The 12,972-nt window shown below is 73.5% G+C and carries 12 protein-coding genes; 8 read left to right on the top strand and 4 right to left on the bottom strand.

Going from position 1 to position 12,972, the window contains the following annotated elements; translation table 11 throughout:
• Positions 1–7: 7 nt before the first annotated feature.
• Positions 8–664: a TetR/AcrR family transcriptional regulator gene (locus BMW99_RS11290; protein WP_069464415.1), complete on the top strand. Its 657-nt coding sequence runs from the start codon at positions 8–10 to the stop codon at positions 662–664.
• A gap of 3 nt (positions 665–667) precedes the next feature.
• Here BMW99_RS11290 and BMW99_RS11295 read toward each other — a convergent pair whose 3' ends face one another.
• Complete coding sequence (locus BMW99_RS11295) at positions 668–1,219, bottom strand: MarR family winged helix-turn-helix transcriptional regulator (RefSeq protein WP_075016727.1); 552 nt, start codon at positions 1,217–1,219, stop codon at positions 668–670.
• A 38-nt stretch (positions 1,220–1,257) separates the two neighbouring features.
• Here BMW99_RS11295 and BMW99_RS11300 point away from each other — a divergent pair, with 38 nt between their 5' ends.
• Entirely contained in the window at positions 1,258–3,492 is a 2,235-nt protein-coding gene (locus BMW99_RS11300; protein WP_079138378.1) for an MMPL family transporter, read from the top strand.
• A 30-nt stretch (positions 3,493–3,522) separates the two neighbouring features.
• Here the strand turns inward: BMW99_RS11300 and BMW99_RS11305 are convergent, their stop codons facing one another.
• The gene (locus BMW99_RS11305; RefSeq protein WP_069463354.1) at positions 3,523–4,101 is read right to left on the bottom strand and encodes a TetR/AcrR family transcriptional regulator; all 579 of its coding nucleotides are present in this window, start codon (positions 4,099–4,101) and stop codon (positions 3,523–3,525) included.
• Between the two features lie 194 nt (positions 4,102–4,295).
• Here BMW99_RS11305 and BMW99_RS11310 point away from each other — a divergent pair, with 194 nt between their 5' ends.
• The 6 genes from BMW99_RS11310 to BMW99_RS11330 all read left to right on the top strand — a co-directional run bounded on the left by BMW99_RS11310 (position 4,296) and on the right by BMW99_RS11330 (position 11,357).
• Positions 4,296–5,393, top strand: coding sequence for an LLM class flavin-dependent oxidoreductase (locus BMW99_RS11310; protein ID WP_069463355.1), 1,098 nt, complete (start codon positions 4,296–4,298; stop codon positions 5,391–5,393).
• A 72-nt stretch (positions 5,394–5,465) separates the two neighbouring features.
• Positions 5,466–6,968, top strand: coding sequence for an MFS transporter (locus tag BMW99_RS11315; RefSeq protein WP_079138379.1), 1,503 nt, complete (start codon positions 5,466–5,468; stop codon positions 6,966–6,968).
• A 117-nt stretch (positions 6,969–7,085) separates the two neighbouring features.
• Complete coding sequence (locus BMW99_RS11320; protein ID WP_069463356.1) at positions 7,086–8,144, top strand: class I SAM-dependent methyltransferase; 1,059 nt, start codon at positions 7,086–7,088, stop codon at positions 8,142–8,144.
• A gap of 51 nt (positions 8,145–8,195) precedes the next feature.
• Entirely contained in the window at positions 8,196–9,113 is a 918-nt protein-coding gene (locus tag BMW99_RS11325; RefSeq protein ID WP_069463357.1) for a TIGR03619 family F420-dependent LLM class oxidoreductase, read from the top strand.
• A 191-nt stretch (positions 9,114–9,304) separates the two neighbouring features.
• Positions 9,305–9,535, top strand: a complete 231-nt coding sequence (locus BMW99_RS40680) for a hypothetical protein (protein ID WP_141726110.1) — start codon at positions 9,305–9,307, stop codon at positions 9,533–9,535.
• Positions 9,536–9,680: 145 nt separating this feature from the next.
• Complete coding sequence (locus BMW99_RS11330) at positions 9,681–11,357, top strand: ricin-type beta-trefoil lectin domain protein (RefSeq protein WP_245791369.1); 1,677 nt, start codon at positions 9,681–9,683, stop codon at positions 11,355–11,357.
• Positions 11,358–11,440: 83 nt separating this feature from the next.
• On the opposite strand, the gene BMW99_RS11335 is transcribed toward BMW99_RS11330, so the two are convergent.
• Together BMW99_RS11335 and BMW99_RS11340 are read right to left on the bottom strand one after the other, a co-directional pair.
• Positions 11,441–11,638, bottom strand: coding sequence for a ferredoxin (locus BMW99_RS11335; RefSeq protein ID WP_069466102.1), 198 nt, complete (start codon positions 11,636–11,638; stop codon positions 11,441–11,443).
• A gap of 56 nt (positions 11,639–11,694) precedes the next feature.
• Positions 11,695–12,933 (bottom strand): cytochrome P450, encoded by a 1,239-nt coding sequence (locus tag BMW99_RS11340; protein ID WP_069466021.1) that lies wholly within the window; start codon positions 12,931–12,933, stop codon positions 11,695–11,697.
• Between the last annotated feature and the right edge of the window lie 39 nt (positions 12,934–12,972).

The raw sequence follows: 12,972 nt of genomic DNA on the forward strand, positions 1-12,972 counted from the left end.
CGCACCCATGGACGGCAAGCAGGACGGCAAGCAGGACGGCAAGCAGGACGGCAAGCAGGGGTACCACCACGGCAACCTGCCCCAGGCGCTGGTCGAGGCCGGACTCGCGCTGGCCAGGGCCGGCGGCCCGGACGCCATCGGGCTGCGCGAGGTCAGCCGGCAGGCCGGCGTCTCCCACAACGCCGCCTACCGGCACTACGCCGATCACCACGACCTGGTCGCGGCCGTCGCCGCACGGTGCATGGACGAACTCGGCGCCCTGATGCGGGAGCGCACGGAGGCGGTGACCGGACCGCCCGGCGCGCGACGGGCGTGGGCGCGACTGGACGCACTGGGACGGGCCTACGTGGATTTCGCCCGCACCGAGCCGGGCTGGTTCCGCACCGCCTTCAGCGGTGCGGGCGAGGGCACCGCCCCCCGGCAGGGTGAGGTGCCTCAACTGCCCGCCGATCACCCGTTCCGGCAGTTGAACGCGGCACTCGACGACCTCGTCGACACCGGTGCCCTGCCGCGCGCCCGCCGCGACGGAGCGGAGTACGCGGCGTGGTCGAGCGTCCACGGTTTCGCCGGCCTGCTCGTCGACGGACCGCTGCAGCACATGCCCGCCCCCGAAGTGCGCCGTGCCCTCGACGCGGTACTCGCGGTCGTCACCCGGGGGTTGTGAGGGTCAGTGCGCGGGCGGGGCGGCGTCCGGGCCGGCGCCGGCCGCTCCCGGTGGGTCCAGCTCGGCCAGGTGGGCTTCGAGGCTCTCGGTGACGGCGGTGATCACGCGCAGGGCGGTACGGAGCTCCGCGGCACTGCAGGACTCCAGCGCGTCGCGGGTCTGCGTGCTCAGCGGCGCGAAGAAGGCCCCGGCGACCGCACGGGCCCGGTCGGTGTGGCGCAGGCTCACCACGCGCTGATCGCCGGGGTCGTCCCGCACGCGCCGTACGTGGCCCGCGGCTTCGAGCCGGTCGATGACATAGCTGGTGCCGCCCGCCGACAGCCCGAGCCGCTGCCGGAGGGTTCGGGGTGTCAACGGCGCTCCGCCGTCGGCGGCGCCGATGATCGCCAGCAGCGCCTGGAAGTCGCTGACCTGCAATCCCTGGGCGGAGGCGAACACATGGGCCAGCCGGGTCGAACCGATCGCGTAGCGGCGCAGGGCCAGGAGGATGTCGCGGGTGCCGGTGCCGGTGCCGGTGCCGGTGCCGGTCCTCCGGTCACCGGCGTGCTCGGTCATGTGGAGTACCTCATGACGAGCAGGGTAGCCTGCGGATCATGGATCGTTCAGTGAGTGAATCAGTTGCTCACCGCGGCACCGCCAGGGTGGCCCGGTGGTCGGTGCGGCACCGCTGGCTCGTGATCGCCGTGTGGCTGGTGGCGGCGCTCGCCGGCGGCGTCGCCGCCGGCCAGTCCGGCGGCAGGCTCACGTTCAGGTTCGATCTGCCCGGCCAGCCGGCCTTCGAGACGAACGCCGCGATCGTCTCGCACTTCGGTTCCGGCGGGGACAACCCTCCACTGGTCGCCGTGGTGCGGCTGCCGAGTGGCCGGACCGTCGACTCGCCGGGGGTGGACGGCGAACTCGCCGGCGCTTTCGGGAAGGCCGCGCAGGCCCTGCCCGGCGCGCGCACCGCCTCCTACCCGCTCACCAAGGACCGCGGCTTCGTGTCCGCCGACGGCCGCACCACGTTCGCCCTCTTCTATCCGATCCCCGACTTCACCTCTTCCGACCCGTACAGCAAGGCCGTTCCGGCGATGACCCGGGCGCTCGCGGGGGTGCGGGTGGCCGGCACGCCGGTGCATGTCACCGGCGCCTCCGTGCTGGCGTCCGGTGGCTCAAGCAGCGGCAACAGCGTCCTGGTGGAGACGCTGTTCGCCGGCGTGGCGGCCCTGGTGGTGCTGGCCGTCGTGTTCGGGTCGCTGCTGGCCCTGCTGCCGATGCTGATCGCGGCCGTCGCGATCCCCAGCGCGTTCGTGGTGATCTACGCCCTGACGTACGTGACGACCATGTCGACGCTGGTGCAGAACATCGTCGCCCTGGTCGGACTCGGTGTGGCCATCGACTACGCCCTGCTGGTGGTCACCCGCTGGCGCGAGGAGCGAGCGTCCACCTCCCCGTCAGGGCCGCTCCGCGGCGGCGGGACACGGAACGCGCAGGCGCGTGCGGCCAACCGGGAAGCGGTCGTCGCCGCGGCCGCCACCGCGGGTAGTTCGGTGGTCTTCTCGGGCATCACCGTGGCCGTCAGCCTGGCCGCCCTGGCTCTGACGACGGTGCCCTTCCTGCGCAGCATCGGCCTGGCCGGCCTGCTCATCCCCCTGTTCAGCATCGGCGTCACGACCACGTTGCTGCCGGTGATCCTGGACGCCGTCGGACCCCGGCTGGAATGGCCGCGCAGAAGGCCCGCCTCCACCGTCAGCCGCATGTGGACGGCCATCGCGCGCTGGGTGGTCGCCCACCGTGTGATCGCCGCGGCCGGTTCCCTGGCCCTGCTGGGACTGCTCATCGCGCCCGTCGCGGGCCTGACCCTGGGCGAGCCGCAGGCCAGGGCCACCGCCTCGACCGCCTCCGCTGACGCCCGGTCAGGATTCGAGGCCCTGGACACGTCCGGGATCGGTGCCGGGGTGCTGCGGCCGACCGAGGTGCTGATGCCCGCCGACGGCGCGTACATCGCTCCGGAAGGGACGAGTGCGACGGCGCCGGCGGCCTGGCGACGCGGTGGCCTGAAGGTCGTCGACGCCTGGTCGCCCGCCGACGCCTCCAGCGGCGCGGGCAAGGACGCGCTCGGCCGGATCCGGCAGTCCGTGGCCGGTGTGCCCGGCTCGCGCGTCGGGGGATCCCCGGCCCAGGACGCCGACTTCATCGATGCCCTGTACGGCCGCAACCTGGTGATCATCGCCGCGGTCATCGTGGTGCTCACCGTGCTGCTGCTCGCGCGTGCCCTGCGCTCGCTGTGGCTGCCGGTCAAGGCCCTGCTGCTGAACGTGCTGTCGCTGGCGGCCGCGTTCGGCGTGCTCACCTTCGTCTGGCAGGAGGGCCACGCGACCTCGGCGCTGTTCGGCACCCCGGCGACCGGTGCCGTCACCCTGTGGGTGCCGCTGGCCGTGTTCGCCCTGCTCTTCGGACTGTCCATGGACTACGAGGTGTTCATCCTGAGCAGGATCAACGAGGAGTACGGGAAGGGCCTTTCGACCGACGACGCGGTCGTCTCCGGCATCGGCCACACCGGCCGGCTCGTCACGTCCGGCGCGCTGATCCTCTGCCTGGCCTTCGTCGCGCTCGGCGGAGTCCCGCAGACGGACGTCAAGATCCTGTCCACCGGCCTGGCCGCCGGCATCATCCTCGACGCGACGGTCATCCGGGGCGTCCTCGCCCCCGCCCTCGTCGCCCTCTTCGGCCGCGCCAACTGGTGGATGCCGCGGTGGGCGGCACGACTCCTGCGCGTCGCCCCCCTCACCAGCCCCGAGCCCCCTGAGAGCCGTCCCGCACCCTCACCCTCACCCGGCCGGGCCTGACGGGCGGCGCGGCCGGCGTGCGTCGCCCGATCAGGGGCGCAGGGCGCGGAGGGTGAGTTCGCCGTAGCGGCGCCAGAGTGCGGGATCGCGGTCGCCGTTCGTCATGAGCTGCAGGATCATGCCGCAGAGCATCACGCGCAGGTCGAGTTCGGTGGCGTCCGCGCGCACCTGCCCGGGGCCCTTGGCGGCGTCCATCAGCGCCGACAGTCCTGACAGAAGTCCCGAGGTCCGCCTGAACTGCCCGGTGGCGAGCGCCTCCGACAGCAGCCGGTCGCCGGCCAGGCCCTCGAAGAGGGAGGTCACGTAGGCGCTGAACCTCTCGTAAGGGTCGGTCCTGGCCAGCGCGGGCGCCGTGCGCCGGTCCAGCTCGCCGAGCCGCTGGGCCACGATCGCCTCGACCAGGTCCTCCTTGGCCGGGTAGCTGCGGTAGACCGTGGCCTTGCCGACGCCGGCGCGCTCGGCGACCTGCGGCACGGTGCCGTGCAGGCCGGACTCCTGGAAGACCTCCAGTGCCGCGGCGAAGACGCGCTCGTGGTTGCGTCGGGCATCGGCGCGCCGCGAGGGCGGATCGGGTTCGGCGGCCACCGCGCTCACCTCCGTGGTTCTCACGCCCCCATTGTGCCCGCGTGGCGTCCGGGCCCGTCGCGCCCCGGGACGCGGCACGCCACGTGCCCCTCGACCCGGCACCTCGCACGCCGCTGACCAGGGCCCCGTTTGACCGGACCCATGGGTCCGTTTATGCTCTCCGTTAAGCGGACTCCAGGGTCCGATTAAGTGTCCGGTGCAGCACGACGGAGCGGCGCATGAACCTCACGACATCCACGAGCGGCCTGGGCCCGGACACCGGTCGAGGCGGCATCCCGCTGTCCGTCCTCGACCTGACGGTCATGGGGGAGGGGAGCGATCCGGCAGCCGCCCTCCGGCAGACCGCCTCGCTCGCGCTGGCCGCGGAACGCTGGGGATACCGGCGCTTCTGGGTCGCGGAGCACCACAGCTTCCCCGCGTCCGCGAGCCCCGCTCCCGCGGTCCTGCTCGCCCACCTGGCCAGGCTCACCGGCACGATCAGGCTCGGCTCCGGTGGCGTGATGCTGACCAACCACGCGCCGCTGGTGGTCGCCGAGCAGTTCGGCGTCCTGAACGCCTTCCACCCGGGGCGGATCGACCTGGGCGTCGGGCGCAACCCCGGCGGTCTTCCCGCCGTCGAACAGGCCCTGCGCCGGGGCCGCCGCACCGAGGACGGGGCCGGGGACGGAGCCGGGTCGCAGGACGGCGGCGACTTCCCCCGCCAGGTGGAGGAGCTGCTCGGATTCCTCAACGACAGCTTCCCCGCGGACCACCCGTACGCCCGCGATCACGTGCACGTGGTGCCGAAGGCGCCCGGCGTCCCGGTCTGGGCCCTCGGCTCGGGGACGACGGGAGCGGAGACGGCCGCCCGCCTCGGACTGCCCTTCGCCGCCGCCTTCCACATCAACCCCGGCCAGGCACTGAAGGCGATCGACGTGTACCGGAGCACCTTCCGCCCCTCCGCGTCGCAACCCGAGCCCTACGTGATGGTGTCGGTCAACGCCACCTGCGCGCCGACCGCGGCGGAGGCGCTGAGTATGGCCCGGCCGGGAGCTCTGATGATGATGCGGGCCCGGCAGGGGAAGCAGTCCGCCCTCCCCTCCGCGCATGCCGCCGAGCGCTACCCGTACACGCCCGAGGAACGGGAGTTCGTCGGTGGATGGCTGAACGGCGTCGTCCACGGCACCCCCGACGCCGTCCGCGCGGGACTGACGGACCTTCAGCTCCGCACCGGGGCCGACGAACTGATGCTCACCACGTTGATCCCCGACGCCACCGCGCGTGCGCTGTCCTACGCGCTGGTGGCCCGTGAGTTCGCCCTGACCGCGAACGCCTGACCCGCATGCCCGACGGCACGTCGCCCGCCCGGCAGCACCCCAACCCGCCCACGACGTAAGGAACGCACGGCCATGCCGAGTGCCGCCTCCCGCGTGTCCGCCGCCCAAGGCGCCCCCGCCGGCACACCCGCCTCCACGGGACAGGACAGCCCGGCCGCTCCGGGCCCCCGGGGGCTGCTCCCCCTCGTTCTGACCGGCCAGTTCATGGCCACGCTGGACGTCTCCATCGTGAACGTCGCCGCCCGCACCATCCAGCGGGACCTGCACGCCTCGGGGCCCGCCCTCCAGGTGATCGTCGCCGGCTACACGGTCGTCTACGCGGTCCTGCTGATCAGCAGCGCCCGCCTGGGCGGCCGGCACGGGTACGGGCGGCTCTTCCTCACCGGCACCGCCCTGTTCACCGCCGCGTCCCTCGCCTGCGGCCTGGCCCCCGGCGCCGGCTGGCTGATCGGTTTCCGGCTCGTCCAGGGAACCGGCGCGGCACTGCTGGTGCCGCAGGTCATGTCGCTCATCCAGCACTCGCTCACCGGCCCGTCCCGGGTCCGGGCGCTGGGCGTCTACACCGCCGTGCTGGCAGCCGGCGCCGTCGTCGGGCAGATCCTGGGCGGCGTGCTGGTCGGCGCCGACCTGTTCGGCAGCGGCTGGCGGGCGGTCTTCCTGGTCAACGTGCCCGTCGGCGGGGTCCTGCTGGCCGCCGGCCGCCGCCTGCTTCCCGCGGTCGAGGGCACCCGCGCGCGGCGGCTCGACCTGCCCGGTCTGCTGCTGCTCGCCGCCGCCCTCGCCCTGCTGGTCACCCCGCTCGTCCTGGGCCACGAGACGGGCTGGCCCGCCTGGACCTGGGCCATGCTGGCGGCCTCGGCCGCCGCCTTCGCGGCCTTCGTCCGGTTCGAGCGCCGTCTCGCCGCCCGCGGGGGCGACCCGCTGATCGAAGGCCGGGTGCTGCGCTCCCCGGGGCTGGTGCCGGCCGCGGCGGCGATCTGCCTGGTGCTGGTGACGTTCTCCGGCTTCCTGTTCGTCTGCGCCCTCCACTTCCAGGGCGCGCTGCGCTACGGCCCGGAGCGCGCGGGGCTGCTGTTCGTGCCGCTGGTCGTCGCGTTCGGGCTGGGCGGGCTGTACTGGCGGCGTCTGCCGGCCTGGCTGCACCCCGCGCTGCCCGTGGCCGGACTGCTCGCCACCGCGCTCGGCTACGGGGGACTTGCACTGCTGCAGCGCGGCGGCGGGCAGGCCGGCGTGGCCGTGGAGACCGCACTGGCCGTGGTCGGGCTCAGCTCCGGCGTCGCCTACGGTCCGCTGTTCGGCCTGGCGCTCGGCCGGGTCGGCGCGGCCGACGCCGCGGACGCCAGCGGGCTGATGAACACCGTCATCCAACTCGGCCAGGTGCTGGGCGTCTCGGTGATCGGCACCCTGTTCCTGAGCCGGGTGGCCCTGCCCGCGGCGAGTGCCGCCTCGGGGCGGGCCCTGAGCGTCGCCACGTGGGTCGTCGCCGCGGTGTCGGTCCTCGCCGCCCTGTGCGCTCATCTCGCCCGCCGCTCGTCGGAGGCACGAGCGGTCCTTCCCCCACGCCCCGCCGCGTGACGGTGCCGGCACTCCGCCGGCCGAAGCGCGGCCCGGGCAGGGCGGTCGGCCACCCGCCGCAGCCGCCCCACTCGCCCTGACATATCCGCAGGACAACACACAGAGAAAGGTGAGCACATGCCGGACGAGAAGCGCGTCATGGAGTTCCTCGAACGGGTGGTCGCCGACCAGGCAGCCGCCTTCGCGGGGGTGTCGACCTCGTTGGGGATACGCCTCGGGATGTACCGGGCCATGTCCGGAGCGGGCACCCTCACCTGCGCCGAGCTGGCCACGAGGACGGGAGTCGCCGAACGGTACGTCCGGGAATGGCTGGCGGCCCAGGTCGCGGGCGGCTACGTGCTGTACGACCCGGAGCCGGGCACGTACGTCCTCCCGGACGAGCACGCGGCCGTCCTCGCCGACTCCTCGCAGCCGACGTACGTCGGCGGGGGCTTCACGATGCTCAGGGCCCTCTACGGCGCCGAGGAGGCGCTGGCGCGCGCCTACCTGACCGGCGGCGGCGTGGGCTGGCAGGAGTACGGGCCCGAACTGGCCGAGGGCGTGGCCGCGTTCTTCCGGCCGGGATACGAGGCGGTCCTCGTCTCCGAGTGGCTGCCGGCCATGGAGGGGGTCGAGGCCAAGCTGCGGCAGGGCGCGTCGGTCGCGGACGTGGGGTGCGGCTTCGGGCACTCCACCGTCCTGATGGCCAGGGCCTTCCCGCGGTCCCGTTTCCACGGCTTCGACTTCCACGAGACGTCCGTCGAAGCGGCCCGGCGGCTGGCGGCCGAGGCGGGTGTGGACGACCGGGTGACGTTCGAGGTCTCCGCCGCGGACGGCATCCCCCTCCCCGGAGGGGGCTACGACCTCGTCACGTTCTTCGACTGCCTCCACGATCTCGGGGATCCCGGTGCGGCTCTGCGGCGTGCCGAGAAGTCTCTGTCCACGGACGGGAGTTGCCTGGTCGTCGAGCCGAACGCGTCGGCCGAGCCGGACGGTAACATCCATCCGGCAGGCCGCTCCTTCGCGTCCACCTCCGCCGTTCTGTGCCTGCCGACGGCCCTGGCCCAGAACGGCCCGCACGCCCTGGGCAACCACTCCGGCCAGGCCCTGGAGAGGATCGCGGCCGAAGCCGGCCTGCGCCGGTGGAGGCTCGCGGTGGAGACGCCCACCAACCGCGTGTACGACGTCAGGCGGTAACCGGTGAAACCCGCGGCCGACGAGTTCCCCACCCCCTTTGGAGGACCACACATGCGACTGGGCCTTGCGCTTCCGGCCTTCGGCACCGAAGCCCACGCGGACGGGATCATCAAGGTCAGCCGTACCGCCGAGGACCTGGGATACGACTCGCTGTGGACCGGGGACCGGGTCCTGGCACCCCGCCGGCCGAGCGTGCCCTATCCGGGCAAGGACCCGGTGATGCCGCGGCACTACGAGAACTTCATGGACCCCCTGATGACCCTGACCCTCGCGGCCGCCCACACGGGCCGCGTCCGGCTCGGCACCAGCACGCTCAACGCCCTGTGGTACCCGCCGGTCGTCCTCGCCCGCGCGCTGACCACCCTCGACGTGCTCAGCGCCGGGCGCCTGGACGTGGGACTGGGCCTCGGATGGATGCCGGAGGAGTACACCGCCGTCGGTGTGCCCTGGGAGGGCAGGGGTGCCCGCCTCGACGAGACGCTCGACGTCCTGGAGAAGTACTGGACCAGCGACGAGTTCAGCCACCAGGGGCCGTTGTTCACCGTCCCGGAGACCGTCGTCGGGCTGAAGCCGCACCAGCGCCCGGGCCCGCCCGTCCTGCTGGCGGCGTTCACCCCCGCCGGCATCCGGCGGCTGGCGCGGCGGGCCGCCGGCTGGCTGCCGGTGGGCATGCCGCTCACGCACCTCGCGGGCCTGTGGTCGACCATCCGGGACGAGGCGGACAGGGCCGGCCGGGACGGCGCCGAGCTGCGGATGGCGCTGCGGGTGAACCCGACGCTGACCGAAGCGAGGACCGAGCCGGAGCAGATGCCCTCGGCCGGCACCCTCGACCAGTACATCGCCTACGCGCGGGCCGCGGCCGAAGCCGGCGTCCACGAACTCTTCATGGACCTGGGGCAGTCGCCCGCCACCGTCGAGGAACGCGTCGACATCGCGGGCCGGTTCATCGAGGGCGTCCGCGCGGGCTGACGGCGCCGGCATGACTGCCGGCCTGACGGCGCCGGCCCCCAGCGGCGGTACGGCCGCGACGGAAGCGGCGGTTGGGGACCTTGACGGCATTGGTTCAGTCCAATAGGTTCGCCCGCGCAGAATCGCACACGGAACAACACCCCCCACATCGTCACCTGTTGACGAACTCCCATCTCCAGGGGAGGGCCCCTGTGGTTCCCCGACGTTCCCTCCCGGCCGCGGCGGACGCGCACGCTGCCGCGCCGGTGCACTGCTCGCCCGCGTTCCCCGCCCCCGCCGGGGCGGGGGGAGTTCCGCCCACCGTGACGGCGGCGGGCGTCTCCGGCCACGACCGGCCCGCGAGCGCCGACCGCAGGTTCCGCGCCCACCCCGTCCCGCTCGACCCCAACGGCACCGCCCACCCGTTCCGGCAGTTCGCGTAAGGCCGAGCGCACCGCTCCCGACGGGTCGAGGCCGACGGAGGGTGCGCAGCGCACAGACACACCATCGTGCCCTTCTTCGGAGGTCAGACGTATGCACCTGAACCTTGCAGGGCGGCGCCGCCGCGTAGGGATGAGAGCGCTCTCGGTGCTTTCCGTCGTCGCGGCGACGCTGGCGGCGACCGTCGTCGCCGCGGGGAGCGCCGAGGCGACCGTGCCCGCGCCGCCCTCGGGCTTCACCCTCACCTGGAGCGACGACTTCAACGGTGCGTCGGGGACCGGCATCGACCAGAACCTGTGGAAGTACGACACCGGGCCGGGAAGCACCTTCGGCACCGGCGAGATCGAGACCATGACGAACAGCACGTCGAACGTCTTCTACGACGGCCAGGGCCATCTGGTGCTCCAGGCCAACCACTCCGGCTCCGACCCGCGCGCGGGGTGGACCTCCGGGCGGGTGGAGACCCAGGCGGCGACGTTCGGGGCCCCGGCCGGCGGAGTCGTCCGCATCGAGTCCGTGCTGCAGCAGCCCGACGTCACGACCGCCAACGGCGCCGGCTACTGGCCGGCCTTCTGGATGCTCGGCGCGCCGCTGCGCAGCGGTGTGACCTGGCCGGCCTCCGGCGAGATCGACGTCATGGAGGACATCAACGGCCGCAGCTCCGACTTCAGCACCCTGCACTGCGGCGTGAGCCCGGGCGGGCCGTGCAACGAGTCGACCGGCATCGGTTCGGGTGAACGCGCCTGTCCGGGCTGCCAGACGGGCTTCCACGACTACGCGACGGAGATCGATCGCTCGGTGTCGCCGGAGCAGATCAGGTTCTACCTCGACGGGAACAACTTCTTCACCGTCAGCGCCAACCAGGTGGACGCGACCACCTGGGCCAACGCGGTGGACCACCCGTTCTTCATCATCTACGACCTGGCCATGGGCGGCGGCTTCCCCGACGCCTTCGGCGGCGGCCCGAACGCGGCCACGGTCTCCGGCGGCAGACTCGTCGTCGACTCGGTCGCCGTCTACAACAAGGGCCCCGGCTCCGGAGGCGGCGGTGGTGGTGCGGTCACCGGCCAGACGATCACCGGTCCCGGTGGCAAGTGCGTGGACGTGGCGGGTGACGACACCGGTGGCGACGGCACCGCGGTCCAGCTGTGGGACTGCCAGGCGGGCGCCAAGGACCAGCACTGGACATGGAACGGCCAGACACTGCAGACGCTCGGCAAGTGCCTGGACGTCGCCGGCGGCAACAGTGCCGCAGGGACGCCGCTCCAGCTCGCCACGTGCAACAGCGGTGGCTACCAGAACTGGGTGCGGCAGCCCGACGGTTCGCTGCGCAACCCGACCTCGGGCCGGTGCATCGACTCGCCGTCGGGCGGCACCGCCAACGGCACGCGGCTGCAGATCTGGGACTGCAACAGCTCCGGGGCCCAGCAGTTCGCCATCGGCACCCCGATCTACGGTCCGGGCGGCAAGTGCGTGGACGTGGCGGGTGACGACACCGGCGGCGACGGCACCGCGGTCCAGCTGTGGGACTGCCAGCAGGCGACGTCGCTCGACCAGAAGTGGACCTGGAACGGCCAGACCCTGCGCACGCTGGGCAGGTGCCTGGACATCGCCGGCGGCAACAGTGCCGCGGGCACGCCGCTCCAGCTCGCCACGTGCAACGGCGGTGGCTACCAGAACTGGGTCGCCAACGCCGACGGATCGATGACCAACCCGACCTCGGGCCGGTGCATCGACTCGCCGTCGGGCGGCACCGCCAACGGCACGCGGCTGCAGATCTGGGACTGCAACGGCTCCGCCGCCCAGAAGTTCGCCCTGGCCTGAGCGCGCTCAGCCCAGGCACCGCACCAGGCGGTCCTCGGCCGCCGGTGACCGCGGGCACCCCCGCCCGCGGTCACCGCCGGCCGCTACTCCTCGGTCACCTCGATCGCCTGGGACGGGCAGCCGGACTCGGCGTCGCGGACCTCACGCCGACGCCCTTCGGGAGGCCGCGCGTCGAGCAGCACCACGATGCCGTCCTCGTCGCGCTGGTCGAAGACCCCGGGAGCGTTGAGCACGCACATCCCCGAGCCGCAGCACCGGTCCTGGTCGACGCCCACCCGCAGGGCGGGGTCCGGGCGGGTCGCTGCGGCGGACCCGGGGGCGGCGGGTCGGCCGGCCGTCACCAGGCCACCGGCAGCTCGTGGACGCCGTAGACGGCCATCTCGTGCCGGAACCGCAGGTCCTCGAAGGGGACGGCCAGCCGCAGGTCCGGCAGCCGGTCCAGCACCGCCGGAAGCGCGACCCGCAGCTCCAGCCGGGCCAGCGGTTGGCCCAGGCACTGGTGGACGCCGAAGCCGAAGGCCAAGTGCCGCCGGGCATCCGGCCGTTCGAGGTCCAGGAGGCCGCTCTCGGGGAAGGCGTGCTCGTCCCGGTTGCCCGCCCCGAGCATGCACAGCACCCCCTCGCCGGCCCGTACCAGCGTGCCGCCGACCTCCACGTCCTCCAGGGCGACGCGGGCCAGCCCGCTGTGGACGACGGTCAGGTAGCGCAGCAGCTCCTCGACGGCCGTGTCCAGCGCCGCCGGGTCGCCCGCCTCGTCCTGACGGGCCGCCCGCCGCAGCTGCCCGGCCTGCCGCGGATCACGCAGCAGCGCCAGCACCGACAGCGACGTCATGTTGGCCGTGGTCTCGTGCCCGGCCACCAGCAGCAGCCGGCCCATCGACGCGATCTCGTCGTCGTCGAGCTCGTCCCGGGCCACCAGCCGGCTGATGATCCCGTCGTCCGGCGCGGACCGCTTGGCGGCCGCCAGCCCGGCCAGGAACTCCAGCAGCTCGCTCTGGGCGGTGCTCACCTCCTCCGGTGTCGCGTCGGTCCGCAGCATGGTGCTGCTGCACCGCTGGAAGAACGCGTGCTCGGAGTAGGGGACGCCCAGCAGCAGGCAGATGACGACCGACGGCAGGGGCAGCGCGAAGTCCGCGACCAGGTCGGCGGTGCGCTCCGGGCGGGCCGTCATCCGGTCGAGCAGGTCGTCGGCCAGCGCGCGCACCGCCGGGCGCAGCGCGGCCACCTTGCGGATCATGAAGTCGGCGGTGAGCATCCTCCGCAGCCGGGCGTGGCCGGGGTCGTCCATGCGGATGAACGTGGGGCGGTCCAGGGTCAGGGCCTGCCGGCCCGCGGAGAGGAACGGGAAGCCCGGCCGGGTCGCGTCGGCGCTGAAACCCCGGTCGCGCAGGACCGTGCGGATGTCGGCGTGGCGGGTGGCCATCCAGCAGGGCGAGCCGTCCCACAGCCGGACGCGGACCAGCGCCCGTTCCCCGCGGGCCTGTTCGTAGGCCGGCGGTGGATCGAAGGGGCAGGCCCCGCGGGCCGCGGGAACGGTGAGGGGGGCGGACGTGGACGGCTGTAAGGCGCTGGCCATGGGTGAAACTCTCCTCCGAGGCGGTACGGAAGGTGCCGA

Origin of the sequence: Actinacidiphila rubida (assembly GCF_900110255.1) — a bacterium.
Taxonomy (GTDB): domain Bacteria; phylum Actinomycetota; class Actinomycetes; order Streptomycetales; family Streptomycetaceae; genus Actinacidiphila; species Actinacidiphila rubida.